This window comes from Variovorax sp. 05N34 (assembly GCF_056397405.1).
This window is the reverse complement of sequence record NZ_JBFTNI010000006.1, coordinates 36,716-62,121: the sequence shown is the minus strand read 5'-3', so window position 1 is coordinate 62,121 and position 25,406 is coordinate 36,716. Positions and strand designations below refer to the sequence as shown.

Here is a 25,406-nt window from a genome sequence, read left to right as displayed (position 1 = left end):
GGTCTCCTAGCCTTTGACCGCGCCCATGGACAGGCCCGACACGAGCCTGCGCTGGACGATGAAAGCGAGAATCAGCGGCGGAAGCGCGATGAGGGAAGCAGCCGCCATCAGCGCGCCCCAGTTCGACGCGCCTTCGCCAATGAAATTGAAGGACGCCGCGATGAGTGTCTTGGTGTCACCGTTTGACAGCACGAGCGCGAACAGGAAGTAGTTCCACGAGAACACGAAGGACAAGATCGACGACACGACCACGCCCGGCATCACGAGCGGCAGCGCGATGCGCCACAGGATGCGCGGCACGCTGCAACCGTCGACTTGCGCGCTCTCCAGCACACTGCGCGGAATGTTGTCGAAGAAGGGCAGCAGCACCCAGATCACGATGGGCATGGTGATGGCCGCGTGAGTGAGGATCAGCGCCCAATAGCTGCCGATCATTCCGGCCTCGCGGAACATCACGTACCAGGGCAGCAGAAAGAGGGTGCCCGGTGCCATGCGCGCCAGCAGTGTGACTGTGGCGGGCCACGTGATGCGTGTCCACGATACGGCGAACGCCGCCGGAACGCCCAGCAGCAGCCCGATCAGCGTCGAGCCCGCGGTGATGACCGTGCTGTTCCACGTGTAGTGAAGAAACGGTGTGGTGCCGAACAGCGTGCGGTAGTTCTCCAGCGTTGGTGTGAACAGCACCGTCGGCGGATAGGCCGTCACCTCGGCCGAGGGCTTGAAGGACGAGAGCACCATCCACGCGATCGGCAGCAAGATCAGGACCGCCACGAAGGCGATCTGCACGAGGCCCAGGCGCTGCACCAGCTTGCCGTTCATGGACTTGCCTCCTTCACCATGCCACGCGCCTGCGCGCCTGGGTGAGCACCATGACCGCGCCGAGCACGATGGCCGACAGCGTGATCATCAGCGCACTCGAATAGCCAATGTCGAACAGCTCGAAGCCCTTGCGGAAGCCATAGATGTTCAGCGTGTTCGACGCGTTGCCGGGGCCACCCTGCGTAGTGATGTAGATGATGTCGAAAAAGCGCAGCAGGTCGACGCTGCGCAGAATGGCCGCTGTGACCAGCGTGGGCGCAAGTAGCGGCAGCGTGATGCGCCAGAAGGTATTCCAGCGCGAGGCGCCGTCGATCTGCGCTGCCTCATACACGTTGGGCGGCAGCGATTGCAGGCCGCCGAGCACGATGAGCGCCACGTAGGGCGTCCACTGCCAGGTGTCGATCATGGCCACGGTCGGAATGACCCACACCGGAGAGGCCAGCCAATCGGAACGCGGCAGTCCCACGGCCTGCAGCAGGTAGTTGGCCGCGCCGATGGACGGGTCGAGCACTACCAGCCACATCATGCCGACCACCACGGGGGGTAGCACGAAGGGCGAGATCATCAGGGTGCGCACAATGCCAGACAGTTTCCTGGAGCCGTGCAGCAGCAGCGCGATCCACGTGCCCAGCACGAGTTGCAGAACCAGCGACAGCAAGTAGAGGACGAGCGTGATCTTCAGCCCGTTCCAGAACTCGCCGTCGCCCGCCATCTCGACGAAGTTCAGGCCCCAGTTGAGCTTGGGCTTGGCTCCGAAGCTATACGAATGCAGGCTGAACCACACCGTGTAGGCGAAGGGGAACGCGATCATCGCGGTCGTGAAGATCACGGCCGGAAAGGAGAGAAACGCGAGTTGGCCGCGCGTGCCGATCGATTGGCTCATGCTGCGTCTTCAACCCGCGAGAAAGCCGCCGTCGACGGCCAGCACCGTGCCGGTGACGTAGTGCGCGGCGCGCGAAGCGAGGAACACCGCACTGCCCGCGATGTCGTCAGGCTGCGCCCATTGGCCCAGGGGGATGCGCGACCTGATGCGTTCGTAGTGCGCCTTGTCCTGGCGGCCGGCCGCGTTGATGGCGGTCTCTACATAGCCCGGCGCGATGGCGTTCACGCGCACGCCGCGCTCGGCCCAGGCGAGCGACAGCGACTTGGTGAGCATCACCACGCCGCCCTTGCTCGCGCAGTAGGCGGGAATGAACGGGAGTGCCACGAAGGCGTTCATCGACGCCACGTTGACGATGCTGCCCTTGCTCTTTTCGAGCAGCGGCAGGCTCGCGTTGCACAGGCGGAAGGTGCCTGTGAGGTTCACGTCCAGCACGCGCTGGAAGGTCTCGATCTCGAACTCCTTGAAGCGCGCGAGGATGCCGGCGCAGTTGACCAGCGTGTCGAGGCGGTCGAGTCCGCCGACGAACGCGGCGACGGCGTCGTTGTCGGTGACGTCGAGCGTGCGCAACGTGAGCCTGCCGCTCTGTTGCAGCGAGGTGGCTTCGAGTGCCTCGTCGTCGACGCCCGTGGCGATGACGCTGCAGCCCATGTCCATGAAGGCGCGCGAGATGGCGGCGCCGATGTCCCCGGCACCACCGACTACCAGCACGCGGTGGTCCGCGGAGAAGTCGAAGACAGCCATCAGTCTTTGGCGATCAGCGCGTCGAGCTGTTTGTCGGCGTCGGCGCACGCTTGCGCGGGCGTCTTCTGTCCGAGTAGCAGTTCGGTCGCGGCTTGGCCGATGAAGTCGCGCGAGGCCGGGTTCTGCACGATCGGATAGCCAACTTCGGAGGTGCCGGTGCGGCTCAGTTCGTTCACCGTCGCGACCCATTCGGTGCGCACGGGTTGCTCGTCCATCCACGCCTTGTAGCCCGGCGACTTGGCCACGGCCGCGCGCGGCGGCGCGACGCCGTCGACCGCCAGCTTGGCCTGCACGGCCGGGCTGGTGGCCCACTGTACGAAGTACCAGGCGGCTTCCTTGTTCTTGCTGTGGGCCGACACCGACATCGTCCAGCCGATGACTGTCGGGTGCGAGCCGCCGGGGCCGGCGGGGAGCACGGCCACGGCCGTGTCTTTCAGGCGGGCGCCACCGTCCATCACATTGCGCAGCTCGTTCGACGACTCGAAAGCCATCGCCGCCTTGCCCTCCTTGTAGAGCGAGGAAATTTGATAGAAGCTGTAGTTGACGACGCCGGGCGGCCCGTAGTCCTTGAGCAGCTTGGAATAGAGCGCCAGCGATGCCTGGCCTTCCTTGCTGCATAGCTGCGACTTGTTGTCCTTCATGTAGGTGCCGCCCATGTTGTGCAGGAACACGCTATAGGTGAAGGGCAGGGCGGGCTTGAGGCCGCGCGAGACAAAGGGCGTCACGCCGGGTTCGCAGCTCTTGAGCTTGGCGGCCACGCCTTCGAGCTCGGGCAGGCTCTTGGGCAGCGACACGCCGCACTTCTGGAACAGGTCCTTGCGGTAGTACAGGACAGGGCCCTCGACGTTCATCGGGATGCCGGTGAGCTGCTTGTCGTAGGTCGCGTCCTTGAGCATGCCCGCGCTCAAGTCGGCGAAATCGTAATCTTTGGCGCTGGCGGTTTTGACGAACTCGTTCAGATCGGCATACCACCCGGCCTTGGCGAACTGCATCCCCTCGCGCGAGGGCAGTGACATGAACACGTCGACCTCGTCGCTGCGCGAGTTCATGACCGTGACCAGCCGTTGGCGCATCTGCTGCTCTTGATAGGAGTCGACCTTCAGCGTCATGCCGGTCTGCGCCTCGAAGTCGGCCTTGTGCTTCAGCAGGGCATTGGCCACCGGGTTGTTGTTGGCGAGGAAGGTGATGGTCGTGCCCTGGTGCTTCTTCCAATTGAAGTCCTGTGCATGAACGCCGAAGGCGCACGTGGCCGCGACAGCGAAAGCGATGGCTCGTCTCATGTCTTTGTCTCCTGTGATCGTCATGTAACCGTTTACAAAATTATCTTGGCAAGGACAGAGGCTGTCAACGCAGCGAACCGACTCAATGACGGCAATTCATAGGGGATTTCCCTTGAAGTTTGACCCGGTGGCGCTCGTACCGCTTGCTGTAAACTGTTTCACGATGAAGCCAAAAACAGTCGGTATTCGAGAAGTTGCCAAGCACGCGGGCGTCTCGACGGCTTCGATTTCTCGCGCGCTCAACAACCCCGAATCAGTGAGCCCGGACCTGCGAATGCGCATAGATGCGGCTGTTGAGGTTTTGGGCTACATCCCCGACGCGGCGGCGCGTGCGCTGTCGTCGCGCCGCACGCGCACCATCGGCGCCATCATCCCCACGGTGGACAACGCGATGTTCGCGCGGGGCATCGAGGCGCTGCAGATCTATTTGTCGCTGCAGGGCTATCTGCTGCTGCTTTCAACCAGCGGCTACGAGCCGGAGACCGAAGCGCGCCAAGCGCAGAACATGGTGAGCCGCGGCATCGACGGCCTGATCCTGCGCGGGGACACGCACACCGATGCGCTGCGCAGGCTGCTCGCCTCGCAACGCATTCCGTTCGTGAACGTGGGCGTGTACCACCCGGACAAGCCGTACGCGTCCGTAGGCGGCAACAACGAGGCCGCAGCCTATCGGGCTTGCAGGTATCTCATCGAGCTGGGGCACACCCGGGTCGGCATGGTCGCGGCGATTTCGTCGAACAACGACCGTGCGACGGCGCGCGTTGCGGGCGTACATCGCGCGCTCCAGGAAAGCGGGCTCACGCTTCGGCCCGAGTGGTACATCGAGGTGCCCTATCACCTGGACGATGCGCGCCAGGGCGCACGCTCGCTGCTATCTGCCGCAAAAAGTGACTGGCCCACCGCCGTTGTCTGCGGCAACGACGTGATCGCGTACGGAGTGCTGCTCGAGGCGGAGCGGCGCGGGCTCCATGTGCCCGACGATCTGTCGGTCATGGGCTTTGATGATCTCGAATGGAGCCGCCACCTTCGGCCCAGCCTGACGACCATGCATGTACCGACGGACGAGGTGTGGACGCGGGCGGGGGACTATCTGGTGAAGTCGTTGTCTGGGAAGCAGGTGGCGTTGCATCATGAAGTCGATGTGTCGCTCGTGGTGCGCGAATCCACCGGCAAGCCGCGCCTGATCCGCTAGTCCGGCGCTGTCCGGGCTTTGATCTGGCTTGGGCCCATTTCTGCCGGCGCCAGGCTGATCGCGTGGCGGTCCGTAGCTGGGTAGTGCCGCACGATCTGCTCTCGGTCGATCAGCTTCTTTCGATCCTCGGGATCGATGCTCGGTCGCGTGATCTCGTCCCCGAAGGCGGCGCGAATGGCGGCCATCGAGACCCATGAGGAAACGACCGTGACTTCGGTGCTGCCATCGCCGAGGTCTCGGAACAACGCCGACGATCGCTGGCATCCCTCGAAGGACTGCAACTCCGGAAGCTTCGTACGTTCAAGATGGGCTTGGCACTCCTCGTGCAGCGGGGTAAGGATCCAGAAGGTCCAGGTCCGAAGGATGGCAGTCATGGGGAAGACAGGTGCATGGGTGCGCTTGGAGAAATGAGTCGGGGCGGCCGATTGTGCTCCGACCAGCATGGAGGATGAAAGGGACAAAGTCGCAATCGGCGCGCCAACCGGCGGTTGGGTCCGTTTGGGTGGCTCGGATGCATTTGCGCTCATGCCTGCGGGGTGCAGTACGTCCACTATCCTGGGCCTACTATCCTGGCTTTGTTCGCCCGTCACCGGAGCATTGCAATGCGCAACATCGAAAGAATCACAAGTCATCTGTTCCAGGTTCCGCTTGACGAAGTCCTGACCGACGCGAAGCATGGGGCGCATACCCATTTCGAATTGATCACCGCGACCGTGAGGCTCGCCGACGGCAGGGAAGGCACGGGCTACACCTATACCGGTGGAAAGGGCGGCCATGCGATCAAGGCGATGATCGACCACGACCTGGCTCCAGCGCTGATCGGCATGGATGGCGAGGACGTCGAATCCATTCATGACTTCAGCGAGTGGCACGTTCATTACGTGGGAAGAGGCGGCATTGCTTCGTTCGCAATCTCGGCCATCGACATCGCGCTCTGGGATATCCGCGGAAAGACTCGGCAAATGCCGCTCTGGCAACTGGCAGGCGGCACCGGCAACACTTGCAAGGCCTACTGCGGCGGAATCGACCTGCTGTTCCCCTTGGACAGACTCCTGGCGAATGTGAGGGGCTATCTCGCGCGCGGCGCCAATGCCGTGAAGATCAAGATCGGACGGGAAGATCTTGAAGAGGACGTCGAGCGTGTCCGTGCGGTCCGGCAACTGATTGGCGACGACCTCGCGCTGATGGTCGACGCCAACTATTCGATGAGCGTGGACGAGGCCATCGTCGCTGCCCGGCGCCTCGCGCCTTTCAACATCCTCTGGTTCGAGGAACCGACGATTCCGGACGACTACCAAGGCTACGCGAGGATTGCCGCCGCGACAGGCGTGCCGTTGGCGATGGGCGAAAACCTGCACACCATTCACGAGTTCGACCATGCTTTCGAGCAGGCGGCTCTCTCTTTCATTCAGCCCGATGCTTCCAACTGCGGCGGCATCACCGGCTGGTTGAAGGTGGCCGAACGCTCACGCCGGCATGGCATTCCCGTGTGCTCCCACGGCATGCAGGAGCTGCACGTCAGCTTGCTTGCCGCGCAACCGAACGCAGGCTGGCTGGAGATTCACAGCTTCCCGATCGACGAGTACACCGCCCGGCCCCTGGTGCTGAAGAACCACCTCGCGGTCGCGCCGCCAGAACCTGGCATTGGCGTCGCGTTCGATTGGGAGAAGCTGGAGCCGTTTCGCGTTCGTTAGCGCTCGCGCCGTGGCTCAGACATCGGCCGTTTTCACAGGAGGCGCAGCGACCATCCGCCGTAGCGAGTTCTTCTTGCGAATCTGAAAGATGAACGAGACCACCTGCCAGGCGATGAAGAACGCGATGAGCGCCATCAAGGTGCCGCTGATCGGGCGCGTGAAGAAGGTGGTAAAGCTCCCGCGGCTCAACAGCAGTGCGCGGCGGAAGTTCTCTTCGAGCATCGGCCCGAGGATGAAGCCCAGCATCAGCGGTGCGGCATCCAGCTGCAGTCGCATGAACATGTAGCCCATGAGCCCGAATGCCGCCGTGATGTAGATGTCCTCCAGGCTGTTGTTCACGCTGTAGGTGCCGATGCAGCAGAAGAACAGGATCGACGGGAACAGCACGCTGTAGGGAATCTTGAACACCGACAGCCAATAGCGCACCAGCGGCACGTTCAGCACCAGCAGGAAGACATTGCCGATCCACATGCTCGCCACCAGGCCCCAGAAGAGCTCCGGGTGACTCGCGATCATGTTGGGCCCCGGCTGGATGCCCTTGATGATGAAGGCGGCCAGCATCAGCGCCATCACGGCGTTCTCGGGAATGCCGATGCTCATCAGCGGAATGAAGCTCGTGCGCGCTGCCGCCTCGTCGGCCGCGGCCTGGCCGGCGACACCTTCGATGCAGCCGGTGCCGATCTCGTGCTTGTACTTGCTGACCTTCTTGTCGATGGCGTACGCCGCGAACTGCGCGATGGTCGGGCCGCCGCCGGGCAGGATGCCGAGGAACGAGCCCACGACGCTGCCGCGCAGGGCGCTGGGGATGATCCGCTTGAACTCGGCCCAGGTCGGGATCAGGTTGATCTTGCCGTTGAAGGGCGAGCGTTCTTCCTTCGAGTCGAGGTTCTTCGTGATTTCGGCAATGCCGAAGCAGCCCAGCGCGATGCTCACGATGCCCACGCCGTCGATCAGGAAGGGCAGGTCCAGCGTGAAGCGCGCGAGGCCGCTGTTCACGTCGGTGCCGATCGTGCCGAGCAGCACGCCGATCATGCACATCGCCAGGCCGTTGAGCAGGCTGCCGGTCGTGACGAAGCTCACGCAGACAAAGCCCACCATCATCATGGCGCAGTAGTCGGCCGGTCCGAAGAGGAAGGCCACTTCACCGAGCATCGGCGCGAGGAAGGCCAGCACCAGGATCGCCACCGAGCCGCCGATGAAGCTCGATACCCCCGCAGTGAAAAGCGCCAGTCCGGTCTTGCCCTTGAGCGTCATCTGGTAGCCGTCGATGCACGCGACGATGCTGCTCGCGTGGGGGATCTTCATCGTGATCGCGCTCACGCTGTCGCCGTATTGCGCACCGTAGTAGATGCCCGCCAGCATGATGAGCGCGCCGGTAGTGGGGATCGAATAAGTCAGCGGCAGCAGCAGGCTGATGGTGGCCAGCGGCCCCAGGCCGGGCAGCAGGCCCACGAGCGTGCCGACCGTGCAGCCAATCGCGCAGAACATGAGGTTCTGCAGGGTCAGGGCGTGCGAGAAGCCGAACGCCAGGTTGTTGAGGACGTCCATCATCAGTAAAGCGGCAGGTTCAGGCCGAGAAGTTTTTGAAGGACCAGCGCCATTGCGACCAGGCCGGCGGAAATCTTGACGTTGCGCACCCAGGAGTAGGAAGAGCCGGCCAGGGTGGAGCAGAAGACCATGAAGATGATTCCGACGATCATGTTCACGTAGGTGGAGATCAGTGCAAGTCCGCACAGACTCGCGATGATGATGGCGATGTTCTTGAAGTTCAGGTTGAGGCGCACTCGCTCGACATAGAACGCTCGAACCACGGTGATCACGCCAATCACCAACAGCATCGCACTCACTACCGCGGGAAAGAGTCCCGGCCCCGCGCGACTGAAGTCTCCAATCGGGTAACGCAGTGCCTGGAGTCCAAAGGCGAGTGAGATCGCCATGAGGAATAACCCTCGGACAAGATTTAGATTCATAGGGTCGTGATGAGTGCGAGTCGATGGGCGGACAGTCCCGCACTCGTGCAATGACTCTCCACATTCCCGAAAGAAAGTCGGGCGCCCTATGGTCTTGTCGGCCAACTGAGCGGAGTCTGACCAAGGCGTGAGGGAAATTACGTACCGGGCGCGAGGCTCAGCGACTCCTTATGATCAGATTCGCGAGAACCGGCCGGACAGTCCGAAGCTCGGTCCATTGCAATCACCAAAGCACACAATCACCAAAGCACAGAAGGAGAATTCGCATGCCGAAAGCCTATTGGGTCAGCGCGTACCGCGCAGTCAAGGACGCCGACAAACTGGCGGCCTATGCAAAGCTGGCGGGCCCCGCCATCACAGCCGGCGGCGGGCGCTTTCTAGCGCGCGGTGTTCCGGCGCAGGTCTACGAGCGCGGGTTGAAGGAGCGCACGGTGCTCATCGAGTTCGACAGCGTCGAGCAGGCCAGGGCGACGCATGACAGCGCCGACTACCAAGCCGCACTGGCTGCGCTCGGCGATGGGGCCGATCGGGATCTGCGGATCATCGAAGGGGTCTAGCCATGCTGCAGATGCGCCCCGGATGCGAGTGCTGCGACCGGGATCTGCCACCCGATTCGACCGCCGCGCGGATCTGCTCGTTCGAGTGCACGTTCTGCAGCGACTGTGCCGAACAGCGCCTTGGCGGACGTTGTCCGAATTGCGGCGGTGAATTGCTGCGGCGCCCGATGCGCCCAGCGGCCAAGCTCGTGAACTCTCCGGCTTCGACCACGCGAGTGTTCAAGCCCGAGGGTTGCGCAGTCACCGAGTCGACGTGAGCGTTGTCGCGTCGACTCACGGGTGCCGAGCGACGGGCGTCAGATCGCGTGCACGAGCAACACCACGCCGGACGTGATCGCGAAAACCTGAACGAACGCGCGCAAGAACCGGCCGTTGATGCGTTCGTGCACCACGCGGCTGAGTGCAGCGCCAATCAGCAGTGCCGGCAGCAGGCTCAACGCGGCCACAAGCTGCGTTGATTCGATGCGGCCCGTCGCCATCAATGTCGCCAGCGACACCAGCTCTCCCACCAGAAAGCACAAGGCGATGGTCGAACGCACGATGGGCGGCGCATGGTGCTGGTACACCAGCGCCAACGGCGGCCCCCCGATGCCGGTGGCGGTTTCGGTCACACCGGTGACGAGTCCGGCTGCGACAAAGGCCGGCCGGCCCGGCGAGAACGCCGGCATCACGAGCGTGACGAGCGCAGCGGCGACGGTCGACAATCCGACGAACAAAGCCAGGTGGTTGGCACTCAGCACGGCCAAGACCCACAGCCCACCCGCGGTTCCGAGGACGCGTCCCGCCGTGATCCAGCTCGCACCGCTCCGATCGATCGCGGAACGTTCGCGCCACGCGACATAGAAGTTCAACGGCAGCATCAGGACCAGCACGCACACCGGCAGCAACTCCGGCCGCAGGAGGCCGATCACGGGCGCGACGATGAGCGCAAAGCCCACGCCGCTCGCGCCTTGGACAAAGGCGGCGAACAGAACGGCCAGCGAAATGACGATCAGGTGCTCGACGGTCACTGCGCGGCCCCGATCATTGCAGCCGCCCTTGACTTGCGATGCTGCGCCGCGGTCGGATGCAGGCGCTGGATCGGTGCCCGTGCGATCGCCTCGCCGGCCGCGCGTGCGACCTGCCGCATCAGCGAGCGCGCATCCCAGTCGGTCGGCCAGCCCTTCCAGAGGCGCAGCTTTCCTGCGACGAAGACGGCATCGATCTGATCCCTGTTGCCCAATCGCACGAGGTCCCACGTCAAGTCGACCGAGGTGCACATCTCCGGCGTATCGACGTCGACAAGCAGGAAGTCCGCCTCCTTGCCGGGCGCGACCTCGCCGATCACGTGGTCCAGGCCGATGGCGCGCGCGCCATCGTGTGTCGCATGGTCGAGCCACGTCCAGCCGCCGCCGCATGACGCGTCGCCGATGGCAAGCCCGAAGGCGAGCTTTTGCGCTGCCTCGGCCGCGTCCATGAGGCGGAACGCATCGCTGCGGGTGGCATCCGTGCCGAGTCCGAAGCGGATCCCCATCGCTGCCATCAGGTTGGCCGGCGCGACCGCATTGCCTTTCCACTGGCTTGCGACCGGGTTGTAGCTCACGGCCGTGTCGGTTTGTCGAAGCAGGGCGAGTTCGCTCGGCGTCACCAAGGTGCCGTGCGCGATGAGCACTTGTGGCCCGAGCGCGCCCAGGTGCGCCAGAAGCTCGAGCGGCCGCATGCCGCGTTGAACGACCGAACGTTCCACCGACGCGAGGTGCTCATTGACATGCGTCTGGAAGATCGTGCGTGCCTCCGCGCAAAGCGCCGAGACACCCACCAGCATCTCGTCGGAAGCCGCTTCGGGCACCGAGATCGCAAGCGATGGATGAATCAGCGCCGCGCCCGACCACTTCTGAAGGAAGCGTTCGGCGTGCGCCTTCAAGGCTCTGCGTTCGGCCGGTGTGCTCTCGTTGCCCCCGTCGTTGCAGATCAGGCCGAGCACGCAACGAAGGCCCGCCTCCTGCGTGGCTGTCGCGAGCGCGCCGATGTCTCCCTTCGCGCGCGTCCCGGCATCGCAGACGGTGGTGAAGCCTCCGCGCAGCGACTCGAGCGCCGCCAGCTTCGACACGCCATGGACGAACTCGTCGTCCAGGCTCGCTTCCAGTGGCACCCAGACGCGGCGAAAGATCTCCGAGGGTTCGCCGTAGGCCAGCGACTTGCCAAACGATTGCGTCAGATGATGGTGCGCATCGATCATCCCTGGCATCAGTACCTTGCCCGGAAGTCGAAGGGGCGTCAGATGCGGATAGCGGGCGGCCAGCACTTCGGCGGGGCCGATGTCGCGGAACTTGCCGCTCTCGACGAGGATGGCGTGGTCCCGCACCGGCCCTTCGCGCAGCATGAGGTGATCGGGGGCCAGCAGCAGCGAGTCCGCCGCAAGGTGGGATGCAGTGTCGCCGGCATTCAGGGGATAGGTGGAATTCATCATTGGGCGGCCGGTGCCCCTTCCGGGGCCGGCGCTTCGTTGCTGTCGTCGCGGGGCGCCGCGGCGACGTGGTGAAAAAGGATGTTGAGCACGATGGCGGTGAGCGCGCCCATCGCCAGGCCGTTGCCCAGCACGAGTTGCAGCGTTGGCGGGAACTTGCTGTAGAGGCCGGGCACGAGGATCGGCAGCAGGCCCATGGTCAGCGCACCGGCCAGCACGAACATGTTGCTGCGCTCATGCAGGTCGACCTTGCGCAGGATGTCGATGCCGATCGTGCCGATGATCGCGAAGACCACCATCGCGGTGCCGCCCACGACCGCCTCTGGAATCGCACTGGCGAGCCTGCCGAGCGGCGCCGTGAGCGCGATGAGAACCAGGATGGCGCCAGCCGTGGCCGTCACGTAGCGCGAGCGCACATTGGTGGCGCGCACGATGCCGATGTTCTCGCCGCTCGTGATGATCATCGAAGTGCCGAAGAGCCCACCTGCCAGCGAGATCAGCGCGTCGCCGCGGATGGTTCGCGGCACGACGTCGCGCGGCTCGATCTGCTTGCCGACGACCTCGGCGACCGCAATCGTCTGCCCCGTGGCCTCCACCATTGAAATGACGCTGAAGATCAGGAGCGGCAACGCTGCGACCAGGTCGAAATGCGGCATCCCGAAGGGCAGCAAGGTCGGGAGGCTCCACACCGGCCCGCTCGCCACGCCGCTGAAATCCGTCATTCCGCACACGGCGGCGAGGAGCGTGCCTGCCACGAGTCCCAACAGCACCGCCAGCTGTCCCAGCATGCCCTTGAACACGCGCGCAAAGAGCACCGTGAAGCCGACCGTGGCGAGCGCGAGGCCGATGTGCGCAGGGTCCGAGAACCCGGGTGTGCCCGGCTTGCCAGCGATGATCCCGCCGTAAACCTTGACGAGGTTGATCGACACGAGCATCAGCAAGGTGCCGATGACGATCTTCGGAAAATATTTGATGCAGCGCGAAAAGACCGGCAGCACGAGGAAGTAGAACAGCGCCGTGAGGATCACCGCACCGGAGGCCGTTTGCAGGTCGCGCTGCTGCGCGATGGTCAGGAACATCACGATGGGTGCGCCGCCGGGCACCATCACGAAGGGAAGCCGCGCACCGAACTTCCACGGCCCGAAGGATTGCAGCAAAGTCCCCACGCCGCAGAGAAGGAAGGTGGCGCTGATGAGGTTGATCGTCAATTCCGACGACAGGCCCAGCGCCTTGGCAATCAGAAAGACTGACGTGATGGGCACGGCGGCTATCACAAGCACATGCTGCAGGCCGAACAGAAGCATCTGCGACCAGGGCAGCACGGCATCTACGGCAGGGGCGTCGGAAATACGGAACATGATCGATTCCTTGGATCCGACCGTCCCCAAATCGATTTGGGAGACGGTGCAAAAAAATCCGCCAGTGGCGGGCTGAAGTACATTTCAGGAGGATTCCCAAAACGATTTGGGGAATTCAATCACTGTCTTTGAAAAAGGTCAATGGATGATTCCGAGCACTCTTCGCAAGGTCAACATCAAGGACGTTGCGCGCGAAGCGGGGGTGTCGCCGACCACCGTTTCTCATGCGCTCAATGGCCGCGGGCAAGTCGACGCCGACACGCGGGTGCGCGTCGAAAAGGCGGCCCTGAAGCTCGGCTATCGGCCCAACAGGCACGCGCAGCGCTTGCGAACAGGCGAGGCGCACATGATCGTGCTGCTGTCCTCCATGCCGTTCGCCGTCGCGGGCGGTCCTTCGCGCTTGGGGTTCATGATGGAAATCGCCGCAGTCGCAGCCGCTGCGGCCCTCCACCGCAACCTTGCACTCGTTCTGGCGCCGCCGATGGAAACCGGCAGGGTTCCGCTCGAGTTGCTGGAGGTCGATGGTGCGCTGGTCATCGAGCCGTCCGCCGGCGACGCCAACCTGGACTACCTTGCGCGCCGGGGCCTGCCGGTCGTGACTATCGGCAAGCCCTACGGAATGTCCGAGACTGCGCCGCACGTGGACATTCATTCGAAGGCGACGACTCGGCTTCTGCTCGAGCACCTGCATGCACAGGGCGCGCGACGCGTCGCGATGATCCTGGGCTCGGCGCAGCGCAATTCCTATGTTCAGGCGCGAGCCGCGTACGACGAGTTCATCACCGAGCACCCGCAGCCCTTGCTGTTCGGCATGGCAGATGAGGCCCAGGGTGAGGACGGGGGCTGGGAGATGGCGCGCTCGCTCCTGGCTGCACACGCGGAGATCGACGCTTTCTGTGTGCCAGTGGATGCATTCGCTGTTGGCGCGGTGAAGGCAATCCGCGCGGCCGGCCGGCGCATTCCCGACGATGTGATGGTGGTCACGCGATACGACGGCCTGCGTGCCCGCACCTGCGAGCCGCCTCTTACGGCGGTGGACCTGCATCTCGATGAAGTCGCGCATCAGGCGATCGACTTGCTGTTCGACCATCTGCGAGGCGAAACGGAGCGCCGTTCGGTCGCGGGGCCGACGGCGCAGTTGGTGCTTCGGCAGTCGTCATCCCGCAATCCATGACGCCCGGTCTGGTCGACCGCGCGCAGCCATTCAAGACGATCCGTCCCCACTCAGCACGACCCAGACCGTGCGCACAAGAATTTTTGCATCGAGCCTGAGCGACCACTCGGAGGCATAGCGGGCATCCAGCGCCACACGCTCGGAATAGGGCAGGCGATTGCGCCCGCTCACCTGCCAAAGGCCGGTGATGCCGGGTCGCATCTGGCAGTAGTGCGGCCAGCCGAGTCCGTACAGACTGCGCTGGCGCACCATGCAAGGCCGCGGGCCCACGAGGCTCATGTCGCCCTTGAGCACGTTGAAGAACTGCGGCAGTTCGTCCAGGCTCAGCCTTCTGATCACGCGTCCGACGCGCGTGACGCGAGGATCGTCGTCCAGCTTCTGGAACTCGTTCCAGCGCGCCCGCGCGGCAGGGTTCTGCTCCAGGTGAAGCGCGAGGACCTTGTTCGCTCCTCTCACCATCGTGCGGAACTTGTAGCAACGAAACGGTCGACCGTCCTGACCCAGCCGAACCTGCCCATAGTGCACCGGCCTTCCCATTCCGACGAGCACGACGGCTGCAACGAGCAGGTAGAGCGGACCGAGCATCACGAAGAAGGCCAAGGCCCCGACGATGTCCACCGAGCGCTTGACTGTGCGCTGAGCGGGCGTGAGGCAATACGGCTCCGGGAAGGCCTCTGAAGAAGCGCTGCTCGCGTGCACCCAGCTTGGCACGTCGCGTCGCGCGTAGGGATGGGCAGGGGGCATGAACGGCCTCTTGGGGAATGGCGGTTCAGCGGCCGGCAAGCGCCCAATACCAGAACAGCAATGCCGCCATGAGCAGAACCACATTGAAAAAAAGCGAAGGCCGTGCCTGCTGGCCACCCTTGTCGCCCTTGTGCCCCTTGTCATTGTGAGACTTCGGCGCGGCAGAGTCGTAACTAGCCGCTTCATGCGGCGCCGCCGCAGGCGAGGAGCCTTCGACGACGTTCGCGGCCGTGCGAATGCCGCTGAACTTGCCTGCGCAACCGCGACAGTAGCGCGCGCGGTCGGGATTGGCGGTGTGGCAGGACTCGCAGAACTTCGTCATGGCGGACAGCGAATGCACTCGAGTTGAATTCCGTGGTCACCATTGCAAAGCGAAGTCCGGCGACGAGCGCCCGACTCGAAAAAAGCACACGCGGAGACTCTTGTTACTACGCCGGCCCGGCGGCTTTGTAAGACAGCGCCGGATGCTTTTGTCCCAGCGCACGTTGCCAAGCGGCAACTCAAGCGTGCTAAAAATCCACGCGGGCATTGAATACCGGCGGCCATAGGCACAGACTCCGTAGCGCGTATGCGAGTAGCAAGTGAGCGCTGCATCCATTCCTTCGCGTCACCTGCTCCGGCAAAGCTTCTCATCAACATCAACCCAGTGAGGCTTTCATGTTCGATCGACGCGCTTTCGCAATCAGCTGTGTACTTGCCATCCCGAGCGGGGCCTGCCTGGCGCAGACCAGCTTCGCGCCGGACCAGTACTTCGACAACCGCTGGTACATCACGCCATTCGGCACCTACGTGCATCCAGACGACAACTGGAATGCCAAGAACGGCTGGGGCGGAGGCGTCTCGATCGGCAAGCCGATCAACCCCTACTGGAACATCGAGGCGCGCATCCAGTACGAGGAGCTCGATAGCAAGTTCGGCACTGCGTTCGGCGTCTTCAACACCCGCGACAAGTACAAGAACCTCAGCGGCACGCTCGATGCGCAGTGGTTCTTCCTGGGCCGGCAGGGGATCAATCGCTGGCAGTCCAACAGCGTGCAGCCCTATGTCGTTGGCGGTATCGGCGCGCTCGACAACAAGGTCGACACCTTGTTCGCCAGCAGCAGCAGCCATACCAGCTTCACCGCCAATGCGGGGCTGGGCGTGGTCTGGCCGTTTTCGTCCTGGGGCCGCCTGATGGCCGATGCACGCTACCGCTATGTCGACAACGCCAGCAACGTCAGGCTGGCAAGCCGACAGCAGATGAACGACTGGATGTTCACCGTGGGCTTGCAGATCCCGTTCGGCCCGCCGCCTGTCGTGGCGCAGGCGCGGCCGCCGGCGCCGCCGCCCGCAGTGATGCCGCCGCCTCCACCGCCGCCTCCACCTCCGGCCGCGCGCAACTTCGAACTCAAGGCCGATGGCACCTTCGCCTTTGCCAAGTCGGACTTGACTCCGGCCGGCCGCGCGCGCATCGACAGCACGCTGCAGGAGCTCAGGTCCTCCGGCATCCGGCTGCGCTCGATCTCCATCGTCGGGCACACCGACCCGATCGGCAGCCTCGAGTTCAACCAGCGCCTGTCAGTGGCACGTGCCAACTCGGTGCGTGATTACCTGGTCGCCAACGGCGTGCCGGCCAACATCATCCAAACCGAAGGCCGGGGTCCGTCGGAGCTCAAGATCACTGAAGCCGAGTGCCGGGCGCAAGGCAAGGCGAGGAACCGCACCGCGCTCATCGCCTGCTTCGAGCCGAACCGGCGCGTGGATATCCGCGCCACGGGCGAACAGAACTCTTGACGAGTGCAGCGTCTGCGGGTCGCGCTTTCTGCTTTGTCAGCCCGGCCCGCTATTGCGCGTTGAAGTCCGCGGGACTGGGCGCCTTCATCGTCAGCTTGTGCAATGCGGCGATCATTTCCGACAGCTCGTCGGCCTCGTGCAGAAACGCTTGCGCGGAAGCAGAAGTGGATGCGTGCGCACCCTGCGCTTGGGCCAGACGGCAAAGGATGCTTTCCTTCTCCTGCAGCGCGCGCAGGCCGGTCCAAAGCGCTGCGTCGGTGACCATCTCCTGCGACGCCGCCAGTGTCCGCAAGCTGAAGGCGTGGCCGGTGTGACAGCGATAGCGCACCGGATGCTTGTCGTTGAGCTCGAACAACACACCGCCGCAATCCGGGCAACTGAAAGTGGACGCTTCGGCAATGGTTTTCAGGTTTTCCAATCTGTGCTCTCCCAGGCTGACTGCGTGTTCGCGCCGCAGGCCCTCGGGCGCTTCGTGCGTGGTCGCGGTGCTCATGTGCTGCTGTGCCAGATGAAGCAAAAGGTCGGGCATTGCCGAGAGCGGCAACACATGATCAGGCTGCAACGCTGCCATGGCGGCGCGGGGCATGCTGGGCTCGAAGGCGTCGGCCGGGTCCTGCACGATGGCGATGCCGCCGCAATCCTTGATGGCGCAAAGTCCCGCGCTGCCATCGTCGAGCATGCCAGTGAGCACCACTCCCACGGCGCGCGGACCGCACTCCAGAGCGGCAGAACGGAACAACGGATCAATGGCGGGCCGGGCGTGGTGTTCCTTGGGCCCACGGTTCAGTCGAATCAACCCATCCTGCAAGATCATGTGCTGGTCGGGCGGGGCGACATAGATTTTGCCGCCCACCGGTACTTCGCCGTCTCTCGGCTCGACCGCCCGATTCGGCCCACGGCTGTTCAGCAGATCCGGCAGATGGCTGCGATGTGCGCCGATGTGCCGGACGAAAAAAATCGGCGCGGGAAAGTCCTCGCGCAAGGCAGCGGCCAGCCCGAGCATGGCTTTCACGCCACCGGCCGAGGCCCCGACGCAGATGAACGATGGAAGGGGAGGCGGACTCGTCATGTCTTCGCAAAGATAGCCACGAGACCAACCTAGATGGAGATGGCGGCATGTCTTGTAAGACGGCAGCCCTTGCCCCTGAAACCAAATGCCGGCCTCCAGGAAAGCAGTCGCCGCGCCAGTTCAGTTGCGTTGGAGCGCGGGCGTCCGGCGATAGGGCTGCTTGACGACGTACGCGCCAAGAAATCCGCTGATGCGTTCCGCGGCAGCCGAGCCGATTCCTCGGATCGATCTGACATCGTCGCGCGAAGCGGCGCTGCGCAGTGCACCCAATGTCTGGATGCCGCGGGCGGCAAGGAAATCCACCGAAGCACCCAGCCACGGCCGCAATTCCCCGATGGGCGTGTCGGCAGTGGTGGGCGCGACGAGCTCCTTGGTCTCGATCAAGCCTCGACGCCAAAGCTCGATGTGCGAGACCGAACATGCGAACGGGCGGCCGGTCAGCAACAGCGCATCGTAGATTTCGCGCGCCTCGCGTTTGCCGTAGCTCTCGCAAAGCAAGTCCAGCGAGAGCTTGCGCAGGTCGCCGACCGTGGAGTGGCAATGGTCCAGCGCACGCTCGAGCGTCGACACCCTGAGCCCCAACGAAGAAACCGAAGCGGAATCCCTGAGGCCACGAAGCGCCGATGACCGTGCCTCGCTGGAAAGTGCAAGCACTGCCTTGCTTTGCTCAATGGCTCGTTGTCTTTGGTTCGGATTGGGGAGGAACTCCAATCCCACTTGTGCCAATGCGTTTCGCAGACGCGAGAGAGTGTTGGAGCCAATGGAGCCCTGGGCCATCAATTCCCATTCGCTGATGGCAGAGAGATCCTCGATGCAGTAGATGCTCCGCGACGTCAATACTTTGCGAACATCCGTTCGCAATGGAATCTCATCGATGGGTGTCTCGCGGCCGAGTCCGAGGGGGGCGTCCAGCGGCAGGGACGGCTTCGGGTGCCAGTTGAAGTGCGGGAAGTGAAACGGCGTTTCCGCGCTGATCACGCGTTCCCTGACGGCAATGGCATGGCTGCGCCTTGCCTCCAGTATCGCGGAGCGCAGGGCACCCAGGCAGGCCCGCAACTCTTCGTCAGGCAACTGCGCCAAGTCGTTGATCGTTCGGATTTGGCGGGTCATTGCCGCCTCCGCTCCGGATCGGAACGTCCTTTACGGAAAACTACGTATGGCATGGACCTTAGTTTGGCCGTAGGTCGCCGGTGTCCGCAATTGCACTTTGGTGCCAATGCGCGTGACCTCTACAATTCCCGACGATGGCAAAGCGACAAAATCGGATGAATAGCACCCCCTCCATCAGGGTCGGTCCCAGCGGTGTGCATGGACTGGGTGCTTTCGCCACGCGGTCGCTGCCGGCCTTCGCATTGCTGGGCCTCTATGAAGGCCGGCGCTACTCGCCCGAGGAAATCGCAGCCAAGGATTGGGACGACCAGCTCACCTATCTGTTTGCCTTGTCGAATCACGAAACGATCGACGGTGGCAAGGGCGGCAACGGCACCCGTCACCTGAATCACGCATGCGATCCCAACTGTGAAGCGGTCGAGGAATACGACGACGCCGGGCAATTGGTGCTGAAGTTCCAGACGCTCGTGCCGGTGGAGGCAGGGGACGAACTCTTCATCGACTACTGCCTGACGGCGGACGACGGTTCGCCGGCATCGAACTATCTCTGCCATTGCGGCTCGTCCAATTGCCGGGGCACGATGCTTGCGCCTGAAGACGCAGCTTGAGTTCTCTACACACCTTGCCACGTACGTGCGGATACGTGTGGGCCGGGATTTACGGCCGTCGGCGACAGATCGAGAATGGGACCGCTCTGCTCACAGGCCGCATGACGTATGCGACACGCGCGAGCGCTATCTTCAGGAGGCCAGCATGGGTTCGAAGTTCATTCTCGGGCTGTGCGCCGCATCGACTGCCATTTTGGCGGGATGGACGACGATGGCGGCGGCGCAGTCGGACAGCTATGACAGTCTTATCGCGCGCTGCAACGACGGCACGCTGCCGCGTCCGGAGCGGGACGCGTGCATCCGCGATGCCGGCCTCGCGCTGCAGCGTGCGCAACAGGGAAGCTCGGGCAACTCGCAGACCGAGGACCGGTCCACTGTCGTGACGCCTTACGGTTCGTCGCGCGAGGGCACCGATTCGAGCACCACCTACACATCGGACGACGGCCGCGCCGTCATCGTTCCGCCGGCGGGTTCGGCACCGCCCGCGGATGCGGTGACGCAGTAGACGAGGGCGCGGTATTTCATGTCTCCTGGCTCAAGAGGCTGCAAACCGCCTCCGTGACCTGAGCCGTCGTCGCTTTGCCGCCGAGATCCCTGGTGTGCAAGGAGGGCTGGGCAGTGACCTGTTCGATGACGGCCATCAATCGATCGGCTGCGTCTTGCTCGCCCAAGTGCTCCAAGAGCATCACCACGGACCAGAAGGTGCCGACCGGGTTTGCCAAGCCCTTTCCCATGATGTCGAACGCGGAGCCATGGATGGGTTCGAACATCGACGGGTAGCGGCGTTCAGGGTCGATATTGCCTGTCGGCGCGATCCCGAGACTTCCCGCCAAAGCGGCTGCGAGGTCGCTGAGGATGTCGGCATGCAAGTTCGTGGCGACGATGGTGTCGAGCGAAGCCGGCTTGTTCACCATGCGCGCAGTCATCGCATCGACGAGTTCCTTGTCCCACTTCACGGCTGGAAACTCGGCAGCCACCTCATTGGCAATCTCATCCCACATGACCATCGCGTGACGTTGTGCGTTGCTCTTGGTGACCACGGTGAGTTGCTTGCGTGGGCGGGACTGCGCCAGCCGGAACGCAAACCGCAGGATGCGCTCGACGCCCGCCCGCGTCATCATTGAAACGTCCGTGGCGACTTCGATGGGATGCCCCTGATGCGCCCGGCCGCCGACGCCGGAGTATTCGCCCTCCGAATTCTCGCGGACGATGACCCAATCGAGGTCTTCTGACTTGCATCGCTTCAGTGGCGCGTCGATGCCCGGGAGGATGCGGGTCGGTCGCACATTGGCGTACTGGTCAAAGCCCTGGCAGATCTTCAGGCGAAGGCCCCACAGCGTGATGTGGTCAGGAATGTCCGGATCGCCCGCCGAACCGAACAAGATGGCGTCCTTGTCGCGCAGGGAGTCCAGGCCGTCGTCCGGCATCATGGCTCCGTGCTCTCGGTAGTAGTCGCCGCCCCAGGCGAACGTTTCAAACTCGAAGGCGAACTTGTCGCTGCGGGCGGCCAGTTTCTCGAGCACCTTCTGGCCTGCCGGGACGACCTCCTTGCCGATCCCGTCTCCCGGAATGGTTGCAATCTTGTAGACCTTCATGTTCTTTGGACCTCGATGATGGGAGCATTGAACTGTAGGGACTCAGGCGCCGCGCAAGTGGCGTCAGGTTCAAACCGGTCTTAACCTGAAGTCAATGATCCCTCAGCGAAACGTTCGCCCGCTGGCCTGCCATTGAGCGAAGGAGTCGGCGATGAAGTCCACGAAGGCGCGCACTCTGGCAAAGGAGTGCTGATTCCTTGGGTACACCGCATAGATGTCGGCATCGGACGTGTCGTACTGAGGCAGGACGTGGACGAGCCGACCGCTTTGCAGGTAGCGGCCCACGTCCCATTCGGCGCGCATCACGATGCCATGGCCGTCGAGTGCCCAATTGACGGCAATCTCCCCGTCGTTGCTCGTCAGGTTTCCCCGCACCTTGATGACTTGCGCCTCTGGCCGACGACCCTTGCTGGGGGTCAGGCGCCATACGCCGTAGCCCTCGTCGCCCTGGCGAATGGTGATGCAGTTGTGCCGGAGAAGGTCGTTCGGCGACATTGGCATTCCGCGCCGCGCCAGGTAGGCAGGAGACGCGCAAAGCAGGCGTCTGTTCTCTGCGAGCTTTCGGGCGACGACGCGCGTATCCGGCGGCGCTCCAAAGCGGATGCAGACGTCGTATGCGTCCTCCGTCAGGGCAGGCGGTCCGACGGAAAGTTGAAGTTGCACCTCGACCTCTGGATGGCCCTTCGTGAACCTTGAGATGAGAGGCGCCACATGACTGCGCCCGAAGCCCAGGGTGGCGTTGACACGCAACAGCCCCCTGGGCTGGGCCTTGCTCGCGCCCAGTGCCTGCTCCAGTTCGTCCACGCCAGCGAGGATGCGCTTCGAATGCTCCAGATAGATTTCACCTTCGGGCGTCAGGCCCATGCGGCGAGTGGATCGGTTGACCAGCGAGAACCCGAGCCGCGTTTCCATCGACGCCAGGTGCTTGCTGATGGCGGCTGTGGAGATTCCAAGTTCTCGCCCGGCGGCGCTCAGGCTACCCGCCGATGCGAGAGTCGCAAAGAAAGACAGGTCCGACGGCTGAATGCGTTTTGACATTTCGCGATTCTCGCTGCCTTGAAGGGGCAGGTTAACTCCAGGTTAAAACCGGTTTTCCTTTCATGTCGCTCATGCCGGCGTCTCGCTGTCTAGAGTCAGACCTCCCGGGCCGGGCTCGCTGGCGGCCTGTCGAAATCCACCAAAGCAGGAGACACCCATGTTCAATCTCAGCCGGCAAGGCGCGCCATGCAGCAGGCGCCGCGCCTTTTTGTCGCTAGCTACTGCCACCCTTTGCCTGAGCTCTGGATTCGCTCAAGCGCAGACCTGGCCTTCGAAGACGATCAGCCTGATCGTGCCCTTCCCAGCGGGAGGTACCACCGACGTGCTGGCGCGTGCACTGGCCGATCCGCTTGGCAAGGCGCTCGGGCAAGCCGTGATCGTGGAGAGCAAGCCGGGTGCAGGCGCGACCCTGGGCGCTGACTACGTAGCCAAGTCTCAGCCCAACGGCTACACATTGCTCGTGGGCGCGGTGCACCACACCATCGCGACCAGCGTCTACAAGAAGCTGCCATACGACTTCCAGAAGGATTTCGCGCCGCTCACCACCATCGCGATGGTGCCCAATGTCCTGGTCGTCAGCAGCGCATCGCCCGCCAAGGACGTCGCCGGACTGATTGCGTTGGCCAAGTCCGCCAAGGAACCTCTGCCCTATGGCTCGAACGGCAATGGCACCGCGCAGCACCTCATTGGCACGCAGTTCCAGAACGAGACCGGCATCAAGATGCTGCATGTACCTTACAAGGGGAGCGGACCCCTGACTGTCGACCTGCTGGGCGGGCAGGTGGCGATGTCGTTCGACACGGTGACGCCAGTGCTGCCGCACATCCAGGCCGGAAAGCTGCGGCCTCTTGCGGTCACTACGGCGAAACGCTCTAGCGCTTTGCCCGACGTGCCGACGCTCGATGAAGCAGGGTTGAAGGGCTTCGACATCGGCACCTGGTTCGGCGTGTTGGCGCCAGTTGGTACCCCCAAGGACGTTCAGGCGCGACTGGCGTCCGAGATGGTAAAGATCATTCACTCACCCGAGTTCAAGGCACAGATGGCCAAGATCGGCGCCGAACCTGTGGGCAATTCCCAGCAGGAAATGGCGAGGCAAATTGCGGAAGAGACAGACAAGTTCGCGAAGCTGGTGAAGGGCAGCAACATCACGATCGACTGACAGCAGAGTGCGTCTCTAGGCCCCGCCCTCGTGGCGGCATCCTCCTCACGGGCAATGGCTGACACGCGCTGTCGCCAGCGTCCGAGCGCAGCAACGCGCCGCGCCGATGTTCTCGGATCACAAGAGTTGGCTATCGCCCAGCAGGCCGGCACGTCACAGACCAGCTGTTCGACTCTCGTTCGGCGGATAGCGCTTCGCAGCGCGCGTAAGAGATTTCCATTGCACATTCAGACGAGTCTGATGGGCTGCTTTGTCGCAGCCATCCCTAGACTGATCGGCAAGAGGCGTCCGCTATTTCTGCGCGCCAAGAAGCTGATATCCGCGCCCTCCGACGCGGCAACAAAACAATGGCCTTTCTTTCCCGCCGGTGGGCGCGTCCCACGGTGGCTGCTCGCCGCGTTCCGAAACTCTCAGTTCCTGCACTCTCGCCCCTCCTCGTGACGGGGCTGGCCGCGTCGTTCGCGGTTCACGCACAGATCGCATCGACACCTCGTCCCGTCATCGAGGAGCAGCGCCAGCAAGAACGCGAGCGCGCGCTGCGCGAACAGCAGGAACGCGCGGTGGACGCACGCCTTCCTCGTCAAGCAGCTACGAAAACACAGCGGCTGCCAGACAACGAAACGCCGTGCTTCCGCATTGATCGCATGGTGCTCTCTGGCGAGAACTCCGACGACTTTCAATGGGCGCTCGCCGCCACCGCCGGCCCCCAGAGCGACGACTCCCCCGTGGGTCAGTGCCTCGGCACCGAGGGCGTCAACATCGTGCTCGCCCGCATCCAACAGGCGGTCATCGCACGTGGATATGTGACCACACGCGTGTTGGCTGGTTCGCAGGACCTCACCCAAGGCGAACTCACTCTCACGCTGATTCCTGGCCGCATCGCCGCCATCCGCTTCGATGGCGGGGGCGCGCCCACCAGCCTGCGCACGGCCGTCCCCGCGCGAATGGGCGATCTCCTCAACCTGCGTGATATCGAGCAAGGTCTGGAGAACCTCAAGCGCGTGCCCGCCGCGGAGGCCGACATCCAGATCGAGCCCTCGAGTGCCGCGAACGCGCAGCCCGGTGACAGCGATCTTGTGGTCAAGTATGCGCAAACCCGGCGTCCGCGCGCCTCCTTGAGCCTTGATGACAGCGGCACTGAGGGCACGGGCCGCTACCAGGCGGGCGCCACGGTTTCCGTCGACAACCCCTTCGGCTTGAATGACCTCTTCTACGTCAACGCCTCCCACAGCATCGACGGCCACTGGTTCACGAATCCCGACAAGGGCACCGCCGGCCAGATCGTGCACTACTCCGTTCCTTATGACGATTGGCTGCTCAGCGCCACGGCATCGCAGAACGACTATCACCAGAGGGTGGCCGGCGCCTTTGAGGACTACACCTACAGCGGTGAAAGCAGCAATGCCGGGGTCAGTGTCTCCCGACTGCTTTATCGCGATCAGCACCGCAAGACCGTCGCGAGTGTCCAGGCCTTCCGGCGGGCCTCCCACAACTACATCGACGACACGCAGATCGACGTCCAGCGCCGCACAGTTGGCGGCTGGGAACTCGGGCTGAACCATCGAGAGTTCATCGGCCCGGCCACGCTCGACGGCAATCTCGTCTACCGCCGCGGGACCAGTGCGTTCGGTGCAATCCCCGCGCCCGAGGAGCTCTTCGGCGAAGGCACCTCCCGCATGCGAATCATCACGGCCGACCTGGGCCTGAACCTGCCCTTCGAACTCGATGGACAGACGCTGCGCTATTCAGGCCTCTGGCGAGCGCAGTGGAATCGCACACCACTCACGCCGCAGGACATGTTCTCCATCGGCGGGCGCTTCAGCGTGCGCGGCTTCGATGGCGAATTGACCTTGTTCGGTGATCGTGGGTGGCTTGTCCGAAACGACATCGGTTGGGCGCTCGGAGCGACCGGCGCCGAGCTCTATTCCGGCATCGACCACGGCGAGGTCGGAGGCCTCTTCGTGGACCAACTCATCGGGCGACGGCTCACCGGCGGCGTGATCGGCCTGCGCGGTGAGTACCAGGGGCTCAGCTACGACGTCTTCGTCGGTGCGCCCATCAGCAAGCCCGACGGCTTCCAGACCGCCAGCGTCACGGCCGGATTCAACCTGAACTTCAGCTTCTAGGGAGGACATGCCAGCCACGACCTCACCTCTCTTCCACCTCAGACAAAGCGTGCAGCAGGCGGCAAGACGC

26 protein-coding genes are annotated in these 25,406 nt (G+C 63.6%); 10 read left to right on the top strand and 16 right to left on the bottom strand.

Annotation, left to right across the window (positions count from 1 at the left end; translation table 11 throughout):
• Positions 1 to 6: 6 nt before the first annotated feature.
• From AC1DMA_RS17335 to AC1DMA_RS17320, 4 genes are read right to left on the bottom strand one after another with little or no spacing between them, the layout of a single operon-like run.
• Positions 7 to 819, bottom strand: a complete 813-nt coding sequence (locus AC1DMA_RS17335) for a carbohydrate ABC transporter permease (protein ID WP_478127976.1) — start codon at positions 817 to 819, stop codon at positions 7 to 9.
• A 13-nt stretch (positions 820 to 832) separates the two neighbouring features.
• Positions 833 to 1,702, bottom strand: a complete 870-nt coding sequence (locus AC1DMA_RS17330; RefSeq protein WP_478144974.1) for a carbohydrate ABC transporter permease — start codon at positions 1,700 to 1,702, stop codon at positions 833 to 835.
• 9 nt (positions 1,703 to 1,711) lie between these two features.
• The gene (locus AC1DMA_RS17325) at positions 1,712 to 2,443 is read right to left on the bottom strand and encodes an SDR family NAD(P)-dependent oxidoreductase (protein ID WP_478127978.1); all 732 of its coding nucleotides are present in this window, start codon (positions 2,441 to 2,443) and stop codon (positions 1,712 to 1,714) included.
• Positions 2,443 to 3,723, bottom strand: coding sequence for an ABC transporter substrate-binding protein (locus AC1DMA_RS17320; protein ID WP_478144973.1), 1,281 nt, complete (start codon positions 3,721 to 3,723; stop codon positions 2,443 to 2,445). Before AC1DMA_RS17320 ends, AC1DMA_RS17325 begins: the two co-directional genes overlap by 1 nt.
• Before the next feature lie 163 nt (positions 3,724 to 3,886).
• On the opposite strand from AC1DMA_RS17320, the gene AC1DMA_RS17315 reads away from it, so the two are divergent.
• Entirely contained in the window at positions 3,887 to 4,915 is a 1,029-nt protein-coding gene (locus AC1DMA_RS17315) for a LacI family DNA-binding transcriptional regulator (RefSeq protein WP_478127980.1), read from the top strand.
• Here the strand turns inward: AC1DMA_RS17315 and AC1DMA_RS17310 are convergent.
• The gene (locus tag AC1DMA_RS17310) at positions 4,912 to 5,289 is read right to left on the bottom strand and encodes a hypothetical protein (protein ID WP_478127981.1); all 378 of its coding nucleotides are present in this window, start codon (positions 5,287 to 5,289) and stop codon (positions 4,912 to 4,914) included. The genes AC1DMA_RS17315 and AC1DMA_RS17310 overlap by 4 nt on opposite strands.
• Positions 5,290 to 5,517: 228 nt before the next feature.
• Between AC1DMA_RS17310 and AC1DMA_RS17305 the strand changes: the two genes are divergently transcribed.
• Positions 5,518 to 6,609: a mandelate racemase/muconate lactonizing enzyme family protein gene (locus tag AC1DMA_RS17305; RefSeq protein WP_478144972.1), complete on the top strand. Its 1,092-nt coding sequence runs from the start codon at positions 5,518 to 5,520 to the stop codon at positions 6,607 to 6,609.
• Between the two features lie 15 nt (positions 6,610 to 6,624).
• On the opposite strand, the gene AC1DMA_RS17300 is transcribed toward AC1DMA_RS17305, so the two are convergent.
• Together AC1DMA_RS17300 and AC1DMA_RS17295 are read right to left on the bottom strand one after the other, a co-directional pair.
• Complete coding sequence (locus tag AC1DMA_RS17300) at positions 6,625 to 8,157, bottom strand: tripartite tricarboxylate transporter permease (protein WP_478145189.1); 1,533 nt, start codon at positions 8,155 to 8,157, stop codon at positions 6,625 to 6,627.
• Between the two features lie 2 nt (positions 8,158 to 8,159).
• A complete protein-coding gene (locus AC1DMA_RS17295; protein WP_478127983.1) occupies positions 8,160 to 8,579 on the bottom strand; it encodes a tripartite tricarboxylate transporter TctB family protein in 420 nt (139 codons plus the stop codon).
• A gap of 266 nt (positions 8,580 to 8,845) precedes the next feature.
• Between AC1DMA_RS17295 and AC1DMA_RS17290 the strand changes: the two genes are divergently transcribed.
• Both AC1DMA_RS17290 and AC1DMA_RS17285 read left to right on the top strand, forming a co-directional pair.
• The gene (locus AC1DMA_RS17290; RefSeq protein ID WP_478127984.1) at positions 8,846 to 9,136 is read left to right on the top strand and encodes a DUF1330 domain-containing protein; all 291 of its coding nucleotides are present in this window, start codon (positions 8,846 to 8,848) and stop codon (positions 9,134 to 9,136) included.
• A gap of 2 nt (positions 9,137 to 9,138) precedes the next feature.
• Complete coding sequence (locus tag AC1DMA_RS17285; protein WP_478127985.1) at positions 9,139 to 9,393, top strand: DUF1272 domain-containing protein; 255 nt, start codon at positions 9,139 to 9,141, stop codon at positions 9,391 to 9,393.
• Between the two features lie 39 nt (positions 9,394 to 9,432).
• On the opposite strand, the gene AC1DMA_RS17280 is transcribed toward AC1DMA_RS17285, so the two are convergent.
• The 3 genes from AC1DMA_RS17280 to AC1DMA_RS17270 are packed head-to-tail and all read right to left on the bottom strand — an operon-like array spanning position 9,433 to position 12,940.
• On the bottom strand, positions 9,433 to 10,146 hold the full coding sequence (locus tag AC1DMA_RS17280; RefSeq protein ID WP_478127986.1) for a TSUP family transporter: 714 nt from the start codon (positions 10,144 to 10,146) through the stop codon (positions 9,433 to 9,435).
• A complete protein-coding gene (locus AC1DMA_RS17275; protein ID WP_478144971.1) occupies positions 10,143 to 11,585 on the bottom strand; it encodes an amidohydrolase family protein in 1,443 nt (480 codons plus the stop codon). The genes AC1DMA_RS17280 and AC1DMA_RS17275 overlap by 4 nt, the downstream gene beginning before the upstream one ends.
• A complete protein-coding gene (locus AC1DMA_RS17270; RefSeq protein WP_478144970.1) occupies positions 11,582 to 12,940 on the bottom strand; it encodes a uracil-xanthine permease family protein in 1,359 nt (452 codons plus the stop codon). Before AC1DMA_RS17270 ends, AC1DMA_RS17275 begins: the two co-directional genes overlap by 4 nt.
• A gap of 145 nt (positions 12,941 to 13,085) precedes the next feature.
• Here AC1DMA_RS17270 and AC1DMA_RS17265 point away from each other — a divergent pair, with 145 nt between their 5' ends.
• Entirely contained in the window at positions 13,086 to 14,114 is a 1,029-nt protein-coding gene (locus AC1DMA_RS17265) for a LacI family DNA-binding transcriptional regulator (RefSeq protein WP_478127989.1), read from the top strand.
• Between the two features lie 30 nt (positions 14,115 to 14,144).
• On the opposite strand, the gene AC1DMA_RS17260 is transcribed toward AC1DMA_RS17265, so the two are convergent.
• Together AC1DMA_RS17260 and AC1DMA_RS17255 are read right to left on the bottom strand one after the other, a co-directional pair.
• A complete protein-coding gene (locus AC1DMA_RS17260; protein ID WP_478127990.1) occupies positions 14,145 to 14,858 on the bottom strand; it encodes a sugar transferase in 714 nt (237 codons plus the stop codon).
• Between the two features lie 25 nt (positions 14,859 to 14,883).
• On the bottom strand, positions 14,884 to 15,198 hold the full coding sequence (locus tag AC1DMA_RS17255) for a hypothetical protein (protein WP_478144969.1): 315 nt from the start codon (positions 15,196 to 15,198) through the stop codon (positions 14,884 to 14,886).
• A 317-nt stretch (positions 15,199 to 15,515) separates the two neighbouring features.
• Between AC1DMA_RS17255 and AC1DMA_RS17250 the strand changes: the two genes are divergently transcribed.
• Complete coding sequence (locus tag AC1DMA_RS17250; RefSeq protein WP_478144968.1) at positions 15,516 to 16,631, top strand: OmpA family protein; 1,116 nt, start codon at positions 15,516 to 15,518, stop codon at positions 16,629 to 16,631.
• Between the two features lie 49 nt (positions 16,632 to 16,680).
• On the opposite strand, the gene AC1DMA_RS17245 is transcribed toward AC1DMA_RS17250, so the two are convergent.
• Together AC1DMA_RS17245 and AC1DMA_RS17240 are read right to left on the bottom strand one after the other, a co-directional pair.
• Entirely contained in the window at positions 16,681 to 17,700 is a 1,020-nt protein-coding gene (locus AC1DMA_RS17245) for a chemotaxis protein CheB (RefSeq protein ID WP_478144967.1), read from the bottom strand.
• Positions 17,701 to 17,820: 120 nt separating this feature from the next.
• On the bottom strand, positions 17,821 to 18,810 hold the full coding sequence (locus tag AC1DMA_RS17240) for a helix-hairpin-helix domain-containing protein (protein ID WP_478127994.1): 990 nt from the start codon (positions 18,808 to 18,810) through the stop codon (positions 17,821 to 17,823).
• A gap of 155 nt (positions 18,811 to 18,965) precedes the next feature.
• On the opposite strand from AC1DMA_RS17240, the gene AC1DMA_RS17235 reads away from it, so the two are divergent.
• Together AC1DMA_RS17235 and AC1DMA_RS17230 are read left to right on the top strand one after the other, a co-directional pair.
• Complete coding sequence (locus AC1DMA_RS17235; protein WP_478127995.1) at positions 18,966 to 19,418, top strand: SET domain-containing protein; 453 nt, start codon at positions 18,966 to 18,968, stop codon at positions 19,416 to 19,418.
• A 145-nt stretch (positions 19,419 to 19,563) separates the two neighbouring features.
• Positions 19,564 to 19,923, top strand: coding sequence for a hypothetical protein (locus tag AC1DMA_RS17230; RefSeq protein ID WP_478127996.1), 360 nt, complete (start codon positions 19,564 to 19,566; stop codon positions 19,921 to 19,923).
• A gap of 16 nt (positions 19,924 to 19,939) precedes the next feature.
• On the opposite strand, the gene AC1DMA_RS17225 is transcribed toward AC1DMA_RS17230, so the two are convergent.
• Positions 19,940 to 21,013, bottom strand: coding sequence for a tartrate dehydrogenase (locus AC1DMA_RS17225; protein WP_478127997.1), 1,074 nt, complete (start codon positions 21,011 to 21,013; stop codon positions 19,940 to 19,942).
• 102 nt (positions 21,014 to 21,115) lie between these two features.
• Complete coding sequence (locus AC1DMA_RS17220; protein ID WP_478144966.1) at positions 21,116 to 22,051, bottom strand: LysR substrate-binding domain-containing protein; 936 nt, start codon at positions 22,049 to 22,051, stop codon at positions 21,116 to 21,118.
• Positions 22,052 to 22,208: 157 nt separating this feature from the next.
• Here AC1DMA_RS17220 and AC1DMA_RS17215 point away from each other — a divergent pair, with 157 nt between their 5' ends.
• Positions 22,209 to 23,210: a Bug family tripartite tricarboxylate transporter substrate binding protein gene (locus AC1DMA_RS17215; RefSeq protein WP_478144965.1), complete on the top strand. Its 1,002-nt coding sequence runs from the start codon at positions 22,209 to 22,211 to the stop codon at positions 23,208 to 23,210.
• Positions 23,211 to 23,557: 347 nt separating this feature from the next.
• Entirely contained in the window at positions 23,558 to 25,336 is a 1,779-nt protein-coding gene (locus AC1DMA_RS17210) for a ShlB/FhaC/HecB family hemolysin secretion/activation protein (protein WP_478144964.1), read from the top strand.
• Positions 25,337 to 25,406: the final 70 nt, after the last annotated feature.